General features: G+C 73.5%; 22 protein-coding genes and 1 pseudogene. 14 read left to right on the forward strand and 9 right to left on the reverse strand.

All coding sequences use genetic code 11. The annotated features are described in order from the left end of the window. Positions 1-74: 74 nt before the first annotated feature. Genes O2V63_RS20385 through O2V63_RS20400 form a run of 4 tightly spaced genes read right to left on the reverse strand, consistent with a single transcriptional unit; the run spans position 75 to position 3,848 of the window. Positions 75-533 (reverse strand): MaoC family dehydratase, encoded by a 459-nt coding sequence (locus tag O2V63_RS20385; protein ID WP_269161147.1) that lies wholly within the window; start codon positions 531-533, stop codon positions 75-77. Further along, on the reverse strand, positions 530-2,074 hold the full coding sequence (locus O2V63_RS20390) for an acyl-CoA synthetase (protein ID WP_269169303.1): 1,545 nt from the start codon (positions 2,072-2,074) through the stop codon (positions 530-532). The genes O2V63_RS20385 and O2V63_RS20390 overlap by 4 nt, the downstream gene beginning before the upstream one ends. Further along, the gene (locus O2V63_RS20395) at positions 2,071-2,934 is read right to left on the reverse strand and encodes an amidohydrolase family protein (protein ID WP_269169354.1); all 864 of its coding nucleotides are present in this window, start codon (positions 2,932-2,934) and stop codon (positions 2,071-2,073) included. The genes O2V63_RS20390 and O2V63_RS20395 overlap by 4 nt, the downstream gene beginning before the upstream one ends. A gap of 5 nt (positions 2,935-2,939) precedes the next feature. Continuing rightward, the gene (locus O2V63_RS20400) at positions 2,940-3,848 is read right to left on the reverse strand and encodes an SDR family NAD(P)-dependent oxidoreductase (protein ID WP_269169304.1); all 909 of its coding nucleotides are present in this window, start codon (positions 3,846-3,848) and stop codon (positions 2,940-2,942) included. A 77-nt stretch (positions 3,849-3,925) separates the two neighbouring features. On the opposite strand from O2V63_RS20400, the gene O2V63_RS20405 reads away from it, so the two are divergent. The 8 genes and pseudogenes from O2V63_RS20405 (at position 3,926) to O2V63_RS20440 (ending at position 11,262) form a co-directional block, all read left to right on the forward strand. Then, positions 3,926-4,387, forward strand: coding sequence for a MarR family winged helix-turn-helix transcriptional regulator (locus O2V63_RS20405; RefSeq protein WP_269169305.1), 462 nt, complete (start codon positions 3,926-3,928; stop codon positions 4,385-4,387). A gap of 100 nt (positions 4,388-4,487) precedes the next feature. After that, positions 4,488-5,465: an ABC transporter substrate-binding protein gene (locus tag O2V63_RS20410; protein ID WP_269169306.1), complete on the forward strand. Its 978-nt coding sequence runs from the start codon at positions 4,488-4,490 to the stop codon at positions 5,463-5,465. Positions 5,466-5,580: 115 nt separating this feature from the next. Then, on the forward strand, positions 5,581-6,690 hold the full coding sequence (locus tag O2V63_RS20415; protein ID WP_269169307.1) for an aromatic ring-hydroxylating dioxygenase subunit alpha: 1,110 nt from the start codon (positions 5,581-5,583) through the stop codon (positions 6,688-6,690). Next, complete coding sequence (locus O2V63_RS20420; RefSeq protein WP_269169308.1) at positions 6,687-7,001, forward strand: hypothetical protein; 315 nt, start codon at positions 6,687-6,689, stop codon at positions 6,999-7,001. The genes O2V63_RS20415 and O2V63_RS20420 overlap by 4 nt, the downstream gene beginning before the upstream one ends. Positions 7,002-7,155: 154 nt before the next feature. Then, a pseudogene (locus O2V63_RS20425) lies at positions 7,156-8,073 on the forward strand (PDR/VanB family oxidoreductase); the annotation flags it as partial. Positions 8,074-8,133: 60 nt separating this feature from the next. Beyond that, a complete protein-coding gene (locus O2V63_RS20430) occupies positions 8,134-8,850 on the forward strand; it encodes an IclR family transcriptional regulator (protein ID WP_269169310.1) in 717 nt (238 codons plus the stop codon). Positions 8,851-8,974: 124 nt separating this feature from the next. After that, on the forward strand, positions 8,975-10,666 hold the full coding sequence (locus tag O2V63_RS20435) for a PHP domain-containing protein (RefSeq protein WP_269169311.1): 1,692 nt from the start codon (positions 8,975-8,977) through the stop codon (positions 10,664-10,666). Next, on the forward strand, positions 10,666-11,262 hold the full coding sequence (locus tag O2V63_RS20440) for a hypothetical protein (RefSeq protein WP_269169312.1): 597 nt from the start codon (positions 10,666-10,668) through the stop codon (positions 11,260-11,262). The genes O2V63_RS20435 and O2V63_RS20440 overlap by 1 nt, the downstream gene beginning before the upstream one ends. 46 nt (positions 11,263-11,308) lie before the next feature. Here the strand turns inward: O2V63_RS20440 and O2V63_RS20445 are convergent, their stop codons facing one another. Both O2V63_RS20445 and O2V63_RS20450 read right to left on the reverse strand, forming a co-directional pair. After that, positions 11,309-11,605 (reverse strand): hypothetical protein, encoded by a 297-nt coding sequence (locus O2V63_RS20445; RefSeq protein ID WP_036335646.1) that lies wholly within the window; start codon positions 11,603-11,605, stop codon positions 11,309-11,311. Between the two features lie 47 nt (positions 11,606-11,652). Further along, positions 11,653-11,973, reverse strand: a complete 321-nt coding sequence (locus O2V63_RS20450; RefSeq protein WP_269169313.1) for a VOC family protein — start codon at positions 11,971-11,973, stop codon at positions 11,653-11,655. A 109-nt stretch (positions 11,974-12,082) separates the two neighbouring features. On the opposite strand from O2V63_RS20450, the gene O2V63_RS20455 reads away from it, so the two are divergent. Next, entirely contained in the window at positions 12,083-12,556 is a 474-nt protein-coding gene (locus O2V63_RS20455) for an NUDIX domain-containing protein (RefSeq protein WP_269169314.1), read from the forward strand. A 151-nt stretch (positions 12,557-12,707) separates the two neighbouring features. On the opposite strand, the gene O2V63_RS20460 is transcribed toward O2V63_RS20455, so the two are convergent. Beyond that, positions 12,708-13,502 (reverse strand): endonuclease/exonuclease/phosphatase family protein, encoded by a 795-nt coding sequence (locus O2V63_RS20460; protein WP_269169315.1) that lies wholly within the window; start codon positions 13,500-13,502, stop codon positions 12,708-12,710. Between the two features lie 124 nt (positions 13,503-13,626). Here O2V63_RS20460 and O2V63_RS20465 point away from each other — a divergent pair, with 124 nt between their 5' ends. From O2V63_RS20465 to O2V63_RS20475, 3 genes are all read left to right on the forward strand, one after another. Continuing rightward, complete coding sequence (locus O2V63_RS20465) at positions 13,627-14,517, forward strand: 1,4-dihydroxy-2-naphthoyl-CoA synthase (protein WP_269169316.1); 891 nt, start codon at positions 13,627-13,629, stop codon at positions 14,515-14,517. Between the two features lie 15 nt (positions 14,518-14,532). After that, entirely contained in the window at positions 14,533-14,865 is a 333-nt protein-coding gene (locus tag O2V63_RS20470; RefSeq protein ID WP_269169317.1) for a hypothetical protein, read from the forward strand. A 92-nt stretch (positions 14,866-14,957) separates the two neighbouring features. Continuing rightward, the gene (locus tag O2V63_RS20475; RefSeq protein WP_269169318.1) at positions 14,958-15,584 is read left to right on the forward strand and encodes a TetR-like C-terminal domain-containing protein; all 627 of its coding nucleotides are present in this window, start codon (positions 14,958-14,960) and stop codon (positions 15,582-15,584) included. A gap of 70 nt (positions 15,585-15,654) precedes the next feature. Here the strand turns inward: O2V63_RS20475 and O2V63_RS20480 are convergent, their stop codons facing one another. Beyond that, positions 15,655-16,329: a TetR/AcrR family transcriptional regulator gene (locus tag O2V63_RS20480; RefSeq protein WP_269169319.1), complete on the reverse strand. Its 675-nt coding sequence runs from the start codon at positions 16,327-16,329 to the stop codon at positions 15,655-15,657. A 42-nt stretch (positions 16,330-16,371) separates the two neighbouring features. Next, positions 16,372-16,893: a DUF5946 family protein gene (locus tag O2V63_RS20485; RefSeq protein WP_269169320.1), complete on the reverse strand. Its 522-nt coding sequence runs from the start codon at positions 16,891-16,893 to the stop codon at positions 16,372-16,374. Positions 16,894-17,025: 132 nt separating this feature from the next. On the opposite strand from O2V63_RS20485, the gene O2V63_RS20490 reads away from it, so the two are divergent. Further along, positions 17,026-18,132, forward strand: coding sequence for an NDMA-dependent alcohol dehydrogenase (locus O2V63_RS20490; protein ID WP_269169321.1), 1,107 nt, complete (start codon positions 17,026-17,028; stop codon positions 18,130-18,132). A gap of 78 nt (positions 18,133-18,210) precedes the next feature. Further along, on the forward strand, positions 18,211-18,876 hold the full coding sequence (locus O2V63_RS20495) for an HAD family hydrolase (RefSeq protein ID WP_269169322.1): 666 nt from the start codon (positions 18,211-18,213) through the stop codon (positions 18,874-18,876). Positions 18,877-18,987 lie beyond the last annotated feature (111 nt).

Below are 18,987 nucleotides of genomic sequence, written 5' to 3' on the forward strand. Positions count from 1 at the left end.
TGCCGGCCCGCCGTCCGGCCCCGTCCAGAGGCTCGCCCCGAGCTTGCGAGGGGTGAGGAGGACGGGGTCCTTCCTCAGGCGTAGGTGCGGGTGACCCACTCGGCGATGCAGACCGGCTTGTCGCCGCCCTCGCGCTCGATGGTGACGGTGACGGTGTTCTGCAGCCCGCCGGCGATCTCCTCCACGTCCTTGAGCGTCACCCGGGCCCGGACCTTCGACCCGACCGGCACGGGCGCGGGGAAGCGGACCTTGTTCAGGCCGTAGTTCACGCCCATCTTCGCGTCGGTGACCGTGTAGGTCTGCGAGACCAGCGGCACGAGCAGCGACAGCGTCAGGTAGCCGTGGGCGATCGGGCCGCCGAACGGGCTCTCCGCCTTCGCCCGCTCGACGTCGACGTGGATCCACTGGTGGTCGTTGGTGGCGTCGGCGAAGAGGTTCACCGCTTCCTGGGTCACCTCGTACCAGTCGCTGGTGCCGAGCTCCTGGCCCTTCAGCGAGGGCAGCTCGGCGATGGTGGTGGTGGTGCGGGTCATGCGTCCTCCTCGGTTGGCACGTACGTCCGTCGCAGGTCCGGCTTGCGGATCTTGCCCGTCGCGGTCTTGGGCAGCTCGTCCACGTAGCGGACCTCCTTGGGCACCTTGAACCCGGCGAGCCGTTCTCGCAGCGCGGCGCACAGCGCGTCGGCGTCCCGGGGGGCCCCGGGCGCGGGGACGACGACGGCCAGGCCGACCTCGCCCCAGTGCGCATCGGGCTTGCCGATGACCGCGACCTCCTGCACCTCGGGCAGCTCCAGCATCACCGACTCGACCTCGGCCGGGTACACGTTCTCCCCGCCGGAGATGATCATGTCCTTGTAGCGGTCGCGGATGTAGAGGTAGCCGTCCTCGTCGGTGGAGCCGGCGTCCCCGGAGTGGTACCAGCCGTCGACGATCGCGGCGGCGGTGGCCTCGGGGGCGTTCCAGTACCCGGCCATGACGTTCGGCCCGGACAGCACGATCTCGCCGACCTCACCCGGCGGGCACTCGGTCCCGTCCGGCCGGACCACCCGGACGTCGGTGAAGAACTGCGACTTCCCGGCCGACCCGACCTTGGTCACCGCGTCCGCGCTGTCCAGCGCCGTGCCGGCCGGGGCCGTCTCGGTCATCCCGTAGGCCTGCTGCACGGTCACCCCGCGGTCCAGCCAGGTGCGCAGCAGCGGCAGGGGGAGCGGTGCCCCGGCGGCGCCGATGGTGCGCAGCGCCGACAGGTCGAGGGTGCCGAAGTCCGGCTGGCGGCTCAGCGCGTCGAGCATGGTGGGGACGGCGAAGAACGACGTCACCCGTTGCTCGGCGATGACCGCCAGCGTCGCCGGCGGGTCGAACCCCCGCACCAGCACCACGCAGCCGCCGCGCAGCAGGGTCGGGTTGAGCGTCCCGTTCAGCCCGCCGATGTGGAACAGCGGAGCGAGGCCGAGGGTCCGCTCGTCGGGGGTGAAGTCGAACCCGAGCACCTGGCTCATGCACGACCAGGTCATGTTCCCGTGGGTCAGTACCGCGCCCTTGGGTCGGCCGGTGGTGCCGGAGGTGTACATGATCAGGCAGATGTCGTCGAGGGTGACCGGCTCGTCGCGATGCACCGGCTCCGCCTCCGCCAGCAGCGCCGCCCAGTCCAGCGAGTCGGCGCCGCCGGCCAGTGGGGGCTCGGCGGCCACCCAGTGCCGGACGGCGGGCAGGGCGTCCCGCAGGGTGTCCGCCGTCGCCCCCTGCTCGCGGCCGTGCACGACCAGCGAGGCGCCGGAGTGCTCGAGCACGTACTGCGCCTCGGGCGGGGTGAGCCGGGCGTTGACCGGCACCCAGATCGCGCCGAGCTGGCCGCACGCGTAGAGCGCCTCCAGTCCGGCCGGGTGGTTCGCGCCCAACCAGGCGACCCGGTCACCGCGCTGCACGCCGAGCCCGGCCAGCGCGGTGGCGGCCCGTCGCACCCGCAGCGCGAACTCGCCGTGCGTCGTCGTCGTCCCCTCGAACCAGAGGGCCGGCCTGTGCGGGGAGCTCCGCAGCCGGCGCTCGGGCCAGGAGCCCAGTCCGGCGTTCCTCATCGCAGCCCCAGGGCCACGATCGCGTTCTCCTTCATGATCAGCGGCCGGACCTCGTCCTTGATCTCCAGGGCCGCGAAGTCGCGGATCCAGCGCTCGGGGCGCAGCAGCGGGTAGTCCGAGCCGAAGAGCACCTTCCGCTTCAGCATCGTGTTCGCGGCGCGGACCAGCTGGGGCGGGAAGTACTTCGGTGACCAGCCGGACAGGTCGATGTAGACGTTGGCCTTGTGGGTGGCCACCGAGATCGCGGCGTCCTGCCAGGGCACCGAGGGGTGGGCCATGATGATCGTCAGGCCCGGGAAGTCGGCCGCGACGTCGTCCAGCAGCATCGGGTCGGAGTAGCGCAGCTTGATCCCGCGCCCGCCGGGCAGCCCGGCGCCGATCCCGGTCTGCCCGGTGTGGAACAGCGCCGGGATGCCGAGGCTCTGCAGCTCCTCGTACAGCGGGTACACCGCGCGGTCGTTGGGGAGGAAGTCCTGCAGGCTGGGGTGGAACTTGAACCCCCGCACCCCGTGCTCCTGCACCAGCCGGCGGGCGGCGCGGATGCCGGCCACCCCGCGTGCCGGGTCGATCGACCCGAACGGGATGAGCACGTCGGGGTGCTGCGCGGCGAGGTCGGCGATCTCCTCGTTGGACAGCGTCATCTGCCCGGTGGCCGCCTCGGCGTCGACGGTGAAGACGACCGCGGCCATCTTCCTGTCCCGGTAGTCGGCGGCGATGTCGGGGACGGTCGGGTCGTACGGGTCGCCCTTGAAGTACTGGCTGGCGGCGGCGTTGAGCTCGTCGTCCAGGGCCAGGTGCCCGTGTTGGTCGGCGTGCACGTGGACGTGCACGTCGATCGCGACCAGCGCGTCCAGGTCCAGCCCGGTCACTTCGGGGGCTCCGGCAGCTGCTGGCCCACGGTCTGCTGCGCGGCGGCGAACTGCCGCGGCCAGACCTCGGCGATGGCGTCGGGTGACCAGCCGGTGCCGTCGGCGAACTCCACGACCACCTCGGTCGGGTGGCTCCACAGCGCCAACCGGTCGCCACCGATGCCCACCGCCTGCCCGGTGATGCCGCTGGCTGCGTCGGAGGCGAGGAAGGCGACCAGCCCGGCGGCGTCGGCGGGGGAGCCGAAGCCCAGCTCCTGGCGGGCGAAGGCCGGCAGCGGGTCGCCGGCGGCGAGCGCGTCGACGTAGGGCTTGAGGAAGGGCACCGTCTCGGTCATCGCGGTGGCGGCGACCGGGACGACGGCGTTGACGGTGATCTCGGCCCGGGCCAGCTCCATCGCCCAGGTGCGCACCATCCCGACGATCCCGGCCTTGGCGGCGGCGTAGTTGGTCTGGCCGAAGTTGCCGACCTGGCCGGTGGGGGAGCCGATGCAGATGACCCGGCCGCCCTCGCCCTGCTCGCGCATCCGGACCGCGGCGGCGCGGGTGCAGGTGAAGGTGCCGCGCAGGTGGGTGGTGAGCACGGCGTCGAACTGCTCGTCGGTCATCTTCCACAGCGTCGTGTCGCGCAGGATGCCGGCGTTGTTGACCAGCACGTCGAGCCGGCCGAACTCGCCCACCGCCCGGTCGACCAGCGCCTGGGCGGCCTCGCTGCTGCCGACCGCGACGACCTCGGCGACGGCGGTGCCCCCGGCGTCGGTGATCGACTGCACGGCGGCCGCGGCGACGTCGGGGTCGACGTCGTTGACGACGACGGCGGCCCCGCAGCGGGCGAGTTCGGTGGCGTAGGCGAGGCCGAGGCCCCGTCCGGATCCGGTGACGACGGCGACCTTGCCGGTCAGGTCCACGAGAGCTCCTTCGATCGGGACGGGCCAGCGCGGACGCTAGGGCGCGATGTTGGATGATGTCAACGAATGGAGGTCCCATGGACATCGAGCTCGATCGACCCGGACTGACCGACGACGTCGGGTTCCTGCTCTCCCGGGCCAGTGGCCGGCTGGTGCGGGCCAGCAACGCCGTGCTCGCCGGCCACGGGCTGCGGGTCCGCCCCTGGTCGGTGCTGGTGCTGGCGTGCGACGCGGCCGAGGGGGTCTCCCAGCGGGAGCTGGCCGACGTGCTCGGGCTCGACCCCAGCCAGATCGTCCTGCTCGTCGACGAGCTGACCGCGGCCGGGCTGGTGGAGCGGCGGCCGTCTCCGGCCGACCGCCGGAACAAGCTGGTCCTCGGCACCGCAGCCGGGCAGGCCGTCCGGACGGCGGCGGCCCGGGACGTCGAGCTCGCCCTCGCCGGCGAGCTCACCGACTTCTCCGCCGGGGAGCGTCAACTGCTGCAGGAGCTGCTGACCCGCTTGGTGTTCGGCGGCGGATCGGCGGCCGGCCGCGGCTGACCGCGGCCGCGACGGAGGGGCTGGCCGTCGACGGGTGTGACGTGCATCATGACCAACGTCAATCGTTGACGTCGTCATGTATCTCATTGGGGAGAGTGCGATGGTCCGGAAGTCGGTCCCTGTCCTGGTCTCGGTCCTGCTGGCGCTCTCCGCCTGCGGAGGGGAGTCCGAAGAGACGCCGGATGCCGCGTCGGGCTCGTCCGGGGACCTGCGGGAGGTCTCGGTCGGGATGCTGCCGATCATGCCGACCGCTGCCCTGTACGCGGGCATCGAGCAGGGGTTCTTCGAAGACCGCGGACTCCAGGTGGTCGTGGAGACCGGTCAGGGTGGGGCGGCGTTGTTGCCGGCCGTCCTCTCCGGTGACCTCGAGTTCGCCACCAGCAACCCGGTCTCCCTGCTGCAGGCACGGGGGCGCGGGCTGGACGTGGAGGTGGTCGCCCACTGGACCTCCGCGCTGTCGTCGGGGGACGCCGACGTCAACGCCGTCGTCGCCGCGCCGGACTCCGGGATCGACTCGGCCGCGGACCTGGAGGGCAAGCAGGTGGCCGTGAACACGCTCAACGGCATGGGCGGACTGACCATCCGCGAGGCCGTCCGTCAGGACGGGGGCGACCCGGACGCCGTGTCCTTCCTCGAGCTCGGCTTCCCGGACATGCCCGCCGCACTGGCGGCCGGCAACGTCGACGCGGTCTGGGTGCCCGAGCCCTTCCTGAGCAGCCTGCAGGCCGAGGGGAACACCGTGGTCACCCACCCGAGCCTGGAGTCGGTCGCGGGGCACCCCACCCAGCTGTTCTTCACCTCCGGGCAGCTCGCCGAGTCCGACCCGGAGCTGGTCGCGGACATGACCGCGGCGCTGGAGGAGACCCTCGCCTACGCCGAGGAGAACCCCGACGCGGTCAAGGCCCAGATCCCCCAGGTGCTGCCGCAGTTGCCGGCGGAGGTGGCGCAGAGCGTGCGGCTGGAGGAGTTCGGCACCGACCTGCGCCGTGCGCAGCTCGAGGAGCTGGGCCGGCTGATGGAGGAGGACGGCCTGATCGAGGAGCCGGCGGACCTGGACGGGCTCCTCCCCGAGGAGTGAGGCGGCCCCGGAGCTGCGGAGCGGGGCTTCCGTCACGCGGAAGCCCCATGGTCGAGGTGACGTGATGGGCGTCACCGTGGAGACGTCGAAGAGGACACCAGCGGGAGGAACACCCATGACGTCGATCGTCCGCAACCAGTGGTACGTGGCCGCCTACGGCCGCGAGGTCGGCCGCGAGCTCTTCAGCCGCACGATCTGCGGGGAGTCGATCCTCTTCTGGCGGACCGAGGCCGGCGAGGTCACCGCGATGAGCGACCGCTGCGTGCACCGCCGGTTCCCGCTCTCCCAGGCGCCCAGCCACCTGGTCGGCGACACCGTCGTCTGCGGTTACCACGGCTTCACCTACGGCGCCGACGGCGGCTGCGTGGCGGTGCCCGGCCAGACCCGGGTGCCACGCACCGCCCGGCTCAAGACCTACCCGGTCTTCGAGCAGGACAGCTTCGTCTGGGTGTTCATCGGCGATGCCGAGAAGGCCGAGGCCACGGCGATCCCGCGCGCACCGTGGCTCGCCCAGGACGGCTGGACGACGGTCAGCGGCATGGAGCCGCTCGCCGCGCGGGCCAGCCTGCTCGTGGACAACCTGATGGACCTGTCCCACGAGACGTACCTGCACGGCGGGTACATCGGGACGCCGGAGGTGGCGAACACCCCGATCACCACCGAGGTCGACGACGCCGCGGGGGTCGTCTACGTCAGCCGGCACATGGCCGACGCCGAGTGCCCGCCGTTCTACGCGAAGAGCACCGGCATCACCGGCCGGATCACCCGCTGGCAGGACATCGAGTTCACCCCGCCCTGCCTGTACAAGCTGCACAGCCGGATCGCCCCGGTCGGGGTGCTGCCCGACGACGACGGCACCGACCCGGACGCCTTCCACGTCGAGGTCGTCTACGCGATCACCCCGGAGACGGAGTCCACCACGCACGACTTCTGGGCCGTCGCCCGCGACTTCGCCCTCGACGACGAGGGGGTCTCGGACTTCCTGCGGGAGAGCAACCGCACCGTCGTCCTGCAGGACGTCGTCGCCCTCGACGTGCTGGAGAAGGTGCTCACCGGCGAGCCGGACGGCTACCAGGAGCTCTCCATCAACATCGACACCGGTGGCCTGGCCGCCCGGCGGATCATCGCCCGGCTGGCGGCCGAGGGCACCGGCGAGGCCGCCCCGGCCGCCCCGCCGGCCCGCACCCCCGCCGGTGTGCGCAGCCCCGCGGCGGCCACCCGGTGACCGTCCCCGAGCCCCGGGACGGGTCCGAGCCCGGGCTGACGCTGCCCGCGCCGCGCCAGGTGCTCGAGGGCGAGCGGGTGCTGCGGGTCAACTGGCTGCCCGGCTCCGACCGGCTGCGCGGCCTGTGCCACTGCGGCGCCGAGGCCGAGGCGTCGGACCCGGTGGAGATGTGGGAGTGGCTGCTGGCCCACCCCGACCACCCGGCCGGTGGACCGGTCGAGCCCCCGGCGGCGGGCCCGCTGCCCACCCCACCCGCCCACCTGGTGACCGACCCGCTTGTGATCATCCGCCGGGTACCGGTCCCCGCCTGAAGGAGGACCCCGTCCTCCTCACCCCGCGCATGCACGGGGCGAGCCTCGGGACGGGGCCGGGGGCCCTGGCGGTGCGATCGTGATGAGGAGAGCAGTGCACAGCACGCATGACGAGGTCGACCTGCGGCTGCAGGTGGCCCGGCGGACGACGGGCGCCGAGGGCGTCGTCGTCCTGGAGCTGCGCGACCCGACCGGGGCCGACCTGCCGGCCTGGTCGCCCGGCGCGCACATCGACCTGCTGCTGCCCGGCGGGCTGACCCGGCAGTACTCGCTGTGCGGCGACCCGCACGACCGGGCGGTCTGGCAGATCGGCGTGCTCCGCGAGCCGGAGGGCCGGGGTGGGTCGGCCCTCGTGCACGACCAGGTGCAGGAGGGCGCGGAGATCGACGTCCGTGGGCCGCGGAACCACTTCGAGCTGGTGCCCGCCGCGCGGTACGTCTTCATCGCCGGCGGCATCGGCATCACCCCGATCCTGCCGATGGCGGCCGCCGCCGAGGAGGCCGGCGCCACCTGGGAGTTCCACTACGGCGGGCGCACCCGCACGTCGATGGCCTTCCTCGAGGCGCTGGAGGCCCTGGAGGAGAAGACCGGGCACGGTCTGCGGGTCACGCTGCACCCGCAGGACGAGGTGGGGCTGATCGACCTCGACCGCATCCTGGGCACCCCGCAGCCGGACACGAGGGTGTACTGCTGCGGCCCCGAGCCGCTGCTGGCCGCGGTGGAACAGCGCTGCGCCGACTGGCCGCCCGGGGCGCTGCACGTGGAACGATTCGCCCCCAAGGAGCAGGGCGAGCGGGTGCTCAGCGGCGACTTCGACGTCGAGCTGACGCTGTCGGGCGCGACGCTGACCGTCCCGCCGGACAAGTCGATCCTGCAGGTGGTCGAGGAGGCGGGCATCCCGGTCCTGTCCTCCTGCCAGGAGGGGACGTGCGGCACGTGCGAGACCGGAGTGCTGGAGGGGACCGTCGACCACCGCGACTCGCTGCTGACCCCCGAGGAGCAGGCGGCGAACGACACGATGTTCATCTGCGTCTCCCGAGCCGCGTGTCCGAAGCTCGTCCTGGAGCTCTGAGCCCGCCCGGCCCCCCCGGGGTCGGCGGCGCGGAGGACGGCGGGCAGCAAACTGCTGGCCGTGCTGGACGCCTTCACCCGGGACCGGCGCGCGCTGACGCTCTCCGAGATCGCCCGGGCCACCGACGTCCCGCTGTCCACCGCGCACCGGCTGATCGCCGAGCTGTGCAGCTGGGGCGGGCTCGAGCGGGATCCCGACGGCCGGTACCGGGTCGGGCTGCGGCTGTGGGAGCTGGGCGCGCTGGCCCCGCGTGGCCTGGGCCTGCGGGAGGCGGCGCTGCCGTTCATGGAGGACCTCTACGAGGTGACCCACGAGAACGTCCAGCTGGCGGTGCGGGACGGCGTCGAGGTGGTGTTCGTCGAGCGCTTCGCCTCCCGGGACGCGGTCGCGGTCTACACCGAGGTCGGCGGCCGGTTCGCGCTCCCGCCCACCGGGGTCGGGCTGGTGCTGCTCGCCCACGCCCCGATCGCGGTGCAGGAGCAGGTGCTGGCCGCGCCGCTGCGCCGGTACACCGCGCAGACGATCACCGACCCGGTGCAGCTGCGCCGGGTGCTGGCCGAGGTCCGCCGGGCCGGGGTGGCGGTCAGCGACCGGCAGGTCACCGACGACGCGGTCTCGGTGGCCGCCCCGATCTCCGCCCGCGGCGAGGTGGTCGCGGCGCTGTCGATCGTGGTGCGGGGCAGCTCCCCGGCCGCCGTCCGGCCGATGGCGCCCGGCGTCCGGGCCGCCGCCCGGGCAATCAGCCGCACCCTGGCCGGAGGCCCGGCCGAGGCTTGATGTACGGCGCGCTACCGGACTCCCGGAGTTCTCCCGATGATCTTCTGGGTGTCACCCGTTGGTCCGTACCGGCGACGGAGAGTTCCCGCGACAGATGCAGCACGGACTATGCGGGAGCGCCTCGATGAGCCACGACCACGATCACCCCCACCACGACCACGACCACGGCCACGGCCACTCCCACGGGGCGGTCTCCGGCGTGGAGGGCACCTGGGCCGACCCGCAGGCCGACGACCCGTTGTCGGTCTCGCGGCGGGCCTTCCTGGCCACCGCCGCCGCCGTCGGTGCGGCTGCCGGGCTGGGCGGCGCCGTCTCCGGCGTCGGCCAGGGAGTCGCTGCCGCCGCTGGTGCCGGGACGACCACCAACGCGTGGACCGGCCGCACCCGGTACTACGCGGGCGACCACCACATCCACACCAAGTACTCGCCGGACGCGCAGTACGACGTGTCGACCCAGGTCATCAAGGGCCGGCAGTACGGCCTGGACTGGATGGTCATCACCGACCACGGTGGCGTCGCGCACCAGAAGCTCTCGATCGACAAGATCACCCCGGAGATCGAGAAGGTCCGCCGGCAGTACGCGGGCACGATGGTCTACCAGGGCCTGGAGTGGAACATCCCGGGCGCCGAGCACGCCACCGTCATGCTGCCCCCGGGGAGTGCGACCGTCGACATCCTGAAGGCCTTCGAGGCCGGCTACGACGGCAGCGCGCTGGCGGCCAAGGGCGTGACCGGCAACGTGGAGCCCTACGCCATCGACGCGCTGAAGTACCTGGACAACCAGGTGCGCAACCGGCGCACCGAGATCGCGCTGATGTTCGCCAACCACCCGAGCCGCCAGGGCATCGACAGCCCGCACGAGATCCGCAACTGGCGCGACGCGGCCCCGCAGGTCGCCGTCGGCATGGAGGGCGCGCCCGGTCACCAGGCCGCCGGCATCCCGACGTCGCAGGGTGGCCCCGGCAGCGGCCGCGGCTACTACGACAACGCCGGCACCAACCCCACCCGCTTCCTGGCGTACCCGCCGGAGTCCTACCGCACCTTCGGCGGCTTCGACTGGATGACCTCCACCGTCGGCGGCCTGTGGGACTCGCTGCTGGCCGAGGGCAAGCCCTGGTGGGTCACGGCCACGTCGGACTCGCACCGGGTGTTCCGGGACACCCGCATCCAGGGCCCGCTGGACTTCAACACCCACGGCACCAAGGGCGACGCGGTCGACACCGGCCGTCCGATCACCCAGTACGGCGACTTCTGGCCCGGCCAGTACAGCAGCACCCTCGTGGGGTCGGACTCCCGCTCCTACGTCGGCATCATGCAGGGCCTGCAGGCCGGCAAGGTCGTGGCCGTGCACGGCCGGATCATCGAGGGCCTCGACGTGCGGGTCCGCTCGGCGAAGGACGGCGACCCGCAGGGCGCCACGCTCGGTGGCCGCACCTGGGTGCGCCGCGGTGGCAGCGTCACGGTGACCATCACGGTCAAGGTGGCCGGTGGCGCGAACGCCAACGGCGACGTGCCCAAGCTGGCCAAGGTCGACCTGATCAGCGGCCCGATCACCGGCGAGGCGAGCGACCGGGACCGGTTCACCGCCCCGGAGACCGCCGTCGCGAAGACCTTCGAGGTCGGTCGCGGCCGGGCACAGTGGACGTTCGAGCACACGTTCACGAACGTGGACCGGTCCTTCTACGTGCGCCTGCGGGGCAGCGACGGCAACCAGCTGGACGCCAACGGCAACCCGCTCATGGACGTCGTCGGGGAGGCGAACCCGTGGGAGGACCTCTGGTTCTACGCCAACCCGGTCTTCGTCGACGCCATCTGATGACCGCCTCGCTGACGGCGGTCTGGTGGGGCGGGGCGCCGGTGGACGACCAGATCGCCGACGCCCACCTCCTGGCGGCGGTCGACGAGGCGCTGTCCGGCTCGGGAGCCGAGGCGGAGCTGGTCTGCACCCACGTGGACAGCTCCGCCCCGGCGCCCCGGGTCGGCGTCTCGATCCGGCTGACCGGGGAACCGGCGGACCCGGCGGCGACCCGGTCGGCCCTGGCCCGGGCGCTGGCCGGCCCGGTGGTGGCCGACGGCACCCTCGATGCGGACGTCGCCGGCCCGGCCCGGACGGCGCTGGTCGAGGCCGGTGCCGGGGACGCCGGCCGGGCGGTCCGCTTCCCCGGCTCGACGTCGGTCACCGGGCGGGTCTCGGTGGCCGACCTGATCGCCACCACCGCGATCGAGCAGGTCGTCGGGATCGGCGTGGCGCCGGCCGGCACCGACGTCGTGGACACCGGGCCGAACGGGTTCCTGCGGCCGCGGTTCTCCGGAGGCCGGCTCACGCTGCTGGTCGAGCGGGCCGCCGGGGGCGTGCTCCAGCCGTTCGAGATCGAGGACCCGCACCAGTGCTGCGAGGGCGGCGGGCACTGAGCGACCCGCGGGGGCAGGGACGGACCGTCCCTGCCCCCGCGGACGTTCAGACGGCGGAGACGGCGAAGCCGATCTCCTTGTCGGCGACGCACGCCGGGAAGGTCTCGAACACCCGGGCCCGCTCGGGGGAGTCGTGGTACGTCTCCTCCACCCGACGGAACTCGTCCTGGTCGCCGTCGTGCGCGACGGCCCAGGTGAACGTCTGGTGCTCCTCGTCGGCCAGGGCGAACAGCACCCGGAACCCGTACTGCTCACGCACCGGCAGCAGGGTGGGGAACCAGGCCAGGAAGTCGGCCATCCGGCCCGGCTCGAGCACGTATCGGCGCAGCTGCACGGTCTCCATGCCACTCATCCTGCCCGTCGTCGTCCGACGCTGATCAGGACGGCAGCTCAGGACGGTGGGGCGTAGAACTGCAGGTCGTTGCCCTCGGAGTCCTTGAACGGGGCGAGCCGGCCCCACGGGTGGTCGGCGATCCCGCTGAACTCCACGCCCTTGTCCTGCAGGGCGGCCACCTCGGCGTCCAGGTCGCCGTCGGGCTGGAAGGTGATCACCGCGCCGCCGGTGGCGGGCTGGGCACTCTCCCGCGCGTTGAGCCCGATCATCAGGCCGTTGGCGTCGAACTCGCTCCAGTCGTCGGTGGTCTTCCCCTCGGGCAGCCCCAGGGTGTCCCGGTAGAACGCCCGGGCCCGGGCCATGTCCGTCACCGGCACCCACACACTCGCCACACCACTCGCCACGTCAGCACTCCCTCGTCCTCGGTCGGTCGTGCCCGACCGGTGCCCCGCGCGGCGGCCGGCCAACCCACGGCAGACTGTCGGCGTGCGCTCTCCGACCGATGGCTGGACGACCTGCGCCCTGGGCCACCGGCACTGGGGCCTGGCCGGAGCGGCCGGTCTGCTGCTGCACCGGCCCGGTGCAGACGGGGTCGAGGTGTTGCTCCAGCTGCGGGTGGAGTGGTCGCACCACGGTGGCACCTGGGGCACCCCGGGCGGCGCGCTGCACCCGCAGGAGTCCGCGGCCGACGGCGCGCTGCGCGAGGCGGGGGAGGAGCTCGGGCTGCGCTCCGCGGACGTCGTCCTGGGCGCGGAGTGGGTCGACGACCACGGAGGCTGGAGCTACACCACCGTGCTGGCCACGCCCGCCGGCGCACTGGAGCCCGACGACCTGGCGCTGAACGAGGAGAGCGCGGGCGTCGGCTGGTTCGCCCTCGATGCGCTGCCGGTGCTACACCCCGGGCTCGCCGCGACCCTGCCCGTGCTCGCCCGCGCGGTGACCGGCTCCGACGTCACATGAGCGGACGCCAGACCGCGAGGGTCCACTGGGCCGTGGTGGCACTCGTCGTGGGGGTGTGCCTGGCGACGTCCCTGGTGCGCACCGTGTGATCGAGACGGCGGGCGGGCGCGCCACCACGGTGACGGACCGGGCGCCCTCGGGCGCCCGGAACTCAGCCCGGTGACACCGACACGGTGACCAGTCGGTGGTCGCCGAGCGAGAGCTGCCGCACCTCGGGGCGCTGCGGGTCCAGGCCGGCCGGGCCGAGCAGGTGGTCGAACTGCACCCGCGGCGCCGGGGCCGGGTAGGTCGGCGCGCTGACCAACCGCGCCGCGCCGAACACCCGCGCGGGCACCGGTCCGACCAGGTTGAGGTCGCCGGCCAGCACCACCGGGCCGGGCAACTCGGCGCACCACCGGCGCAGCCGGGTCAGCTGGCGGAGCGCGGTGTGCGGCGCGAAGGACAGGTGGGTGCTGACCACGGTGCAGTGCTCCAGCTCGGCGGCGATCGCCAGCCGCGGCTCGTCCGGGAACCACCACCGGCGGGTCTGCCCGGTGCGCGGGTCGGGCGCCCGCAGCGGGAGTCGGGCCCGCCCGGCGCCCAGCGGGAGCACCGACCAGCGGTGCACCGGCAGCCGACTGAACAGCGCGATCCCGTAGTGCGGGCCGGTCAGCGTCTCCCAGGACCCGCGGAGCACCGGCGGGTCGACCGGGGTCCAGCTGCGGAACGGGTCGGGGGTGCCGGCGACGGCTGCGGCGAACCGCCACTCGGGCGTACCGAGCGCGGCGGCCACCTCGGCCGCCTGGTCGGCACCGTGCGACCGGGGCTGGCCCACGTCGACCTCCTGGACGGCGAGGACGTCGACGTCCACCTCCGCCAGGGCGGCCCGCAGTGTCGCGGCGTCGAGCGAGCGACCGCCACCGTCCCGGCCGGAGGCGAGGTTCAACGTCCCGATCCGGAGTTCCACGCCACCATCAGACCAGTCCGGGGCCACTCGTGCTCTGCTCGCCGGTGGTGAGCAGCGCACGAGGCGCCGAGGAGGCACCTGCTCGGCGGAGCGGGTGCATCCTGCTGCGACTAGGTTCGGGACCGTGAGTGCCCGCGCCGACGTCTCCGAGATCTTCGACCCCACCGCCTGGCGGCCGGTCGAGGGCTTCGAGCAGCTGACCGACGTCACCTACCACCGCGCCGTCGACGCCGGTGTCGTCCGGATCGCGCTCGACCGGCCCGAGGTGCGCAATGCCTTCCGGCCGCAGACGGTCGACCAGTTGCTCGCCGTCTTCGAGCACGCGCGGCTGGCGACCGACGTCGGCTGCGTGCTGCTCACCGGCAACGGCCCCAGCGCCAAGGACGGCGGCTGGGCGTTCTGCTCCGGCGGCGACCAGCGGGTACGCGGCAGGTACGGCTACGAGGCCGGCGACGGCGCGAACGGACGGCTGCACATCCTGGAGGTGCAGCGGCTGATCCGGTTCATGCCGAAGGTCGTCGTCTGCGTCGTCCCGGGCTGGGCGGCCGGTGGCGGGCACAGCCTGCACGTGGTCGCCGACCTGACCCTGGCCAGCGCCGAGCACGCCCGCTTCAAGCAGACCGACGCCGACGTCGGCAGCTTCGACGGCGGGTTCGGCTCGGCGTACCTGGCCCGCCAGGTCGGGCAGAAGTTCGCCCGGGAGGTCTTCTTCCTCGGGGAGGAGTACTCCGCCGAGGAGGCGCACCGGATGGGCATGGTCAACCGGGTCGTGCCGCACGCCGAGCTGGAGGCCACCGCGCTGGACTGGGGACGCCGGATCGTGGCGAAGAGCCCGACCGCCCAGCGGATGCTCAAGTACTCGTTCAACCTGATCGACGACGGGCTGGTCGGTCAGCAGCTGTTCGCCGGGGAGACCACCCGGCTGGCCTACATGGCCGAGGAAGCGGTGGAGGGCCGGGACTCGTTCCTGGAGAAGCGCCCGGCCGACTTCTCCCGCTTCCCATGGCACGCCTGAAGGAGGAGGACACGGATGATCGTCGAGGTGATCGGGGGCACCGACGAGGTGCCCGAGGTGCGGGTGGCCGACGTCGACGACCTGGCCCGGCTGCACCTGGCCGTGGGGGCGCTGACCGACGAGGACGTCGACCGGGCGTTGCGCGAGGCGGGCCTGGGCCGGCTGAGCGAGGGTGACACCGGCCTGCTGGACGTGGCGGCCCTGCGCGCCGCCGCCGAACCGCAGGCGACCGCCGACGACTGGGCGCAGCGTTTCGACGGGATGGTGGCGCAGGCCGTCGAGAAGGGCTGGGCGGCGGACGACGGAGCCAGCCTGCAGGTGCACGTGGAGCCCGCCGCGTCGGCCTGAGGGCGCTCCGCGACCCGCCCGGCGAACTGTGATCTCGATGCGGAGTCGCTCGGTTGTTGTGGTCACTCCACCTTCTTGGGCACGATTGCACGGTGACCACGACCGATCTGCCTCCGCGACCCGCCGCCGCCCGTCCCCCGGGGCGCCCGCTGTCGTCGGAGCTGTCCGAGCAACTGGTGGCCGTGGCGGTGGAGATCCTCGCCGACGAGGGGTGGGGGAGGCTCAACAGCGACCGCGTGGCCGCGCGGGCCCGGGCCGGCAAGGCCGGCATCTACCGGCGTTGGCCCACGATGGCCGCACTGGCGCGGCACGCCCTGAACACCGCGCCGCTGGTCGAGCTGCCCGCCGACTCCGGGTCGCTGCGCAGCGACCTCTGCGAGCTGCTGGCCCGTTGGACCCGGCCGCTGGACCGCGCCGAGCGAGCCGCCGCGAGCCTGGTCGGGGCAGCTCGGCACGACGACGAGCTGCGCGCCGGCCTCGAGGAGGCGCTGGTGCGCCCGCTGGCCGGCGCAGTGCGTGAGCTGGCGGCGCGGGAGGCCGCCCGCGGGCGTGAGCTGCCGCACCAGCGGGTCGCGCTGCTGGGATCGGCGGTGCAGGCGCTGTGGTGGCAGCGCTACACGGCCTTCGGTCCGGCGCCGATGAGCACCGCGCAGGTCGAGCAGCTGGTCACCGACGTGCTGCTGCCGATCGTCGAGTCGGAGCAGCAGCCGCCCGGCTGAGGGAGGACCCCGTCCTCCTCGTCCCTCAGGCTCGGGACGAGCCTCTGGACGGGGCCGGTGGAGTCCTTCTTCAGTCGATCCGCACGTCCAGCTGGCGGGCGAGCCGGCGCACCCCGTCCTCGAGCACGGCGAGGGTGGCGGCGGTGGTCGCGTGCTCGGGTCCACGCGCCGCGGTGCCGTGCCCCGTGCCGAGCACCTGCCGGCGGTTCGCGAGCACCAGCACGCGCCCGGCCACCAGGAACAGGTCGGCCGCCAGTCGGCTGAGCAGGTCGACTGAGGCGCCGTCCGGCTGCTCCGTCGCCGCGAGCGCGGTCGCCAGCGCCGCCGCCACCCGCCCGCCGGCCTCCTCCACCAGGGTCCGTTCCCGTTGCTGCAGGCTGGTCGTCCGCGCCAGGGCCTCCAGGTAGCTGCGGTGCTCCGGCTGCGCCTCCTGCTCCAGCAGCTGGTGGAGGTCGCTCTCCAGGTAGCTGCGCAGCGCGGCCAGCGGTCCGGTGCCGTGCGGCCGGGCCGTGACGGCGGCGGCGACCCCCTCGACCCACGGCGTCCGGCCGTCGAAGAACAGTGCTTCCTTGCTGTCGAAGTGGTTGAAGACGGTCTGCACCGCGACGTCGGCGGTCGCGGCGATGTCGGCGATGGTCACCGCGTCGAAGCTGCGCTCGGCGAACAGGCGCTGAGCCGCCGCGCGTATCTCCGTCCGGGTCTGCGCCTTGCGGCGTTCCCGGCGTCCCCCTGTCGCCGCGTCCACGATCGACAATGTAGAGCGCAACTCACCGCTCGTGATGCCGTGTCAGCCGGTCAGGGCCGTGTCCGCGGCGGCGCGCAGCCGGTCGTGCGCCGGTGTCCAGTCCGTCCACACCGCGTCGGCCCAGGCGCGCACCAGGGCCGGCAGGTCCACGACGTCCAGGTCGGCGGCCAGGTCCGCGACGGTCGTCGTCCAGCGTTCCGGTGCGGTCAGGTCACGGGGGGCGGCGTCGTCCACCCGGCTGCCGAGCGCAGCCGAGCGCGCGTGGTCGACGCTCCGCTCCAGCTCCAGGCAGAGCCGGACCGGTGCGGCGGCCGGTGCACCGGGCAGCAGGTGCTGGGCCTCGTAGGCGTCGGCGGCCACCCGGAGCAGCGACGCGGCCTGCACGTCCTGCCCGGCCTCCTCGCGGAGGCCGCGCACCGTCACGGCGAACAGCCCGGCGCAGCTGGCCGAGGCGCCGGCGTGCGTGCCGGCCAGACCGGGGACGACGGCGAGCACCGCGCCACAGCCGGGACAGGCCGAGGTCTCCGGCGCCTGCTGGGGGCTCGGGGTGTCGGCGCCGGTCACGACGGTCGATCGTGCCGTACGGGGACGGGCAGCGCCGACCGGGCGGGGTGGCACTGGGTGCCACCCGACGGCGGGGGGTGGCGCCGGACCCCCTAGCGTGGGCCAGGTCACGCTCGAGACAGGAGACGGTGGATGAAGACGCACGGTGCGGTGCTGCGGGGTCCCGGCGACTGGGAGGTCGCGGAGCTCGAGCTGGTCGACCCCGGCCCGGGGCAGGTGCTGGTCGAGATGGCCTACGCGGGGCTGTGCCACTCCGACGAGCACCTGCGGTTCGAGAGCCAGCGCTACCCCATCGTCGGCGGGCACGAGGGCGCCGGCGTGGTCCAGGCCGTCGGGGCCGGCGTCACCGGCGTGCAGCCCGGCGACCACGTGGTCACCTCCTTCCTGCCGGCGTGCGGCCACTGCCGCTGGTGCGCCACCGGCCGGTCCAACCTCTGCGACCTCGGCGCGACGATCGGCACCGGGCAGCTGCCGGACGGGACCTGGCCGTTCCGGCTGGACGGCGAGGAGCTCGGCGGCTTCTGCATGGTCGGCGCCTTCGCCCAGCACTCGGTGCTGTCGGAGTTCTCCTGCGTCAAGATCGAGCCGCACCTGCCCCTGGACGTCGCCGCGCTGATGGCCTGCAGCGTCCCGACCGGCTGGGGCTCCGCGGTGAACGCCGGGCCGGTGCGCCAGGGCGACGTCGTGGTCGTCGTCGGCACCGGTGGGGTCGGCTGCAACGCGGTGCAGGGCGCGGCGATGGCCGGTGCGGGCGCCGTCGTCGCCGTCGACCCGGTGGCCTTCCGCCGGGAGTTCGCCCGGACGCTGGGCGCCACCCACGCGGTCGCCAGCACCGAGGAGGCGGCGGGCCTGGCGAAGCAGCTGTCCCGCGGCACCGGGGCCGACGTCGTCATCCTGGCCACCGGCACGACCAGCCCGGAGATCACCGGCGGCGCCTACCGCTGCCTGGGCAAGGGCGGCACGCTGGTGCTGACCGGCCTGGCCGACCACACGATGGCGACGACCGTCGCGCTGCCCGGCAACATCACCACCGTCTACGAGCAGCGGGTGCAGGGCGCGCTGTACGGGATGTGCAACGCCTACCGGGACATCCCGCGGCTGCTGCGGCTCTACGAGGACGGCGCGCTCGAGGTCGACTCGCTGATCACCGAGCGCTACGCCCTCGACGAGGTCAACCAGGGCTACCAGGACCAGCGCGACGGCACCGTCATCCGCGGCGTCCTCCAGCACCAGCACTGACCCACCCCTGAGCCACCAAAATGGCCATTTTGGTGGCTCAGGGGGTGATCGTCCAGGTGGCTGGGCAGGTCAGCGTGCATGGCCGAACCCACCATCGCCGTCATGGACGTCGACGGCACCCTCGTCGACTCGAACTACCACCACGCCCTGGCCTGGTACCGGGCGCTCCGCTCACTGGGGGAGACCTACCCCGTCTGGCGCATCCACCGCCTGATCGGCATGGGCGGTGACCAACTCGTCGCCGCCCTCGGTGGCGAGGAGGTCGAGCGGCGGATCGGTGACGAGGCCCGGGACAGGTGGGTGACGGAGGTCGACACGATGATCGACGAGATCGCCCCGCTCCCCGGCGCCCGCGACCTGCTGGTGGCCATCAAGGAGCGCGGGCACCGGCTGGTGCTGGCCAGCTCGGGCAAGCCGAAGCACGTGGAGGTCTTCCTCGACCTCCTCGACGCCCGCGACCTCGCCGACGCCGTCACCGACAGCGGCGACGCCGAGTCCTCCAAGCCCGAGCCGGACCTGCTGCAGGTGGCGCGGCAGATGCTCGGGGCCGCCGACGAGACGCGCAGCGTGATGGTCGGTGACTCGGTCTGGGACGTGGTCGCGGCGAAGAACGCCGGGATGCCGGCGATCGTCGTCCGCTCCGGTGGCTTCGGGGACGACGAGCTGCACGACGCCGGTGCCGTGGGGATCTACGACACCCCCGGCGACCTCGCGGCCGCACTGGACGACACCCCGCTCGCCTGAGAGAGGAGCCCCGTCCTCCGGCCCCGTCTCGGGGCGGAGTCGAGCAGGCGGCACCTTGCACGGAGGGCGCGTTCCCGCTGCGTCTACGTCGACCACGGGCTGATGCGGGAG

Source organism: Modestobacter sp. VKM Ac-2977 (genome assembly GCF_026968045.1).
Lineage (GTDB): Bacteria > Actinomycetota > Actinomycetes > Mycobacteriales > Geodermatophilaceae > Modestobacter.

Bases quoted from the DNA above. Each gene is read 5' to 3' on its own strand.
- O2V63_RS20385 (WP_269161147.1), bottom strand. From the start codon at position 533: ATGACCCGCACCACCACCACCATCGCCGAGCTGCCCTCGCTGAAGGGC.
- O2V63_RS20390 (WP_269169303.1), bottom strand. From the start codon at position 2,074: ATGAGGAACGCCGGACTGGGCTCCTGGCCCGAGCGCCGGCTGCGGAGC.
- O2V63_RS20405 (WP_269169305.1), top strand. From the start codon at position 3,926: ATGGACATCGAGCTCGATCGACCCGGACTGACCGACGACGTCGGGTTC.
- O2V63_RS20410 (WP_269169306.1), top strand. From the start codon at position 4,488: ATGGTCCGGAAGTCGGTCCCTGTCCTGGTCTCGGTCCTGCTGGCGCTC.
- O2V63_RS20415 (WP_269169307.1), top strand. From the start codon at position 5,581: ATGACGTCGATCGTCCGCAACCAGTGGTACGTGGCCGCCTACGGCCGC.
- O2V63_RS20435 (WP_269169311.1), top strand. From the start codon at position 8,975: ATGAGCCACGACCACGATCACCCCCACCACGACCACGACCACGGCCAC.
- O2V63_RS20440 (WP_269169312.1), top strand. From the start codon at position 10,666: ATGACCGCCTCGCTGACGGCGGTCTGGTGGGGCGGGGCGCCGGTGGAC.
- O2V63_RS20445 (WP_036335646.1), bottom strand. From the start codon at position 11,605: ATGGAGACCGTGCAGCTGCGCCGATACGTGCTCGAGCCGGGCCGGATG.
- O2V63_RS20470 (WP_269169317.1), top strand. From the start codon at position 14,533: ATGATCGTCGAGGTGATCGGGGGCACCGACGAGGTGCCCGAGGTGCGG.
- O2V63_RS20490 (WP_269169321.1), top strand. From the start codon at position 17,026: ATGAAGACGCACGGTGCGGTGCTGCGGGGTCCCGGCGACTGGGAGGTC.
- O2V63_RS20495 (WP_269169322.1), top strand. From the start codon at position 18,211: ATGGCCGAACCCACCATCGCCGTCATGGACGTCGACGGCACCCTCGTC.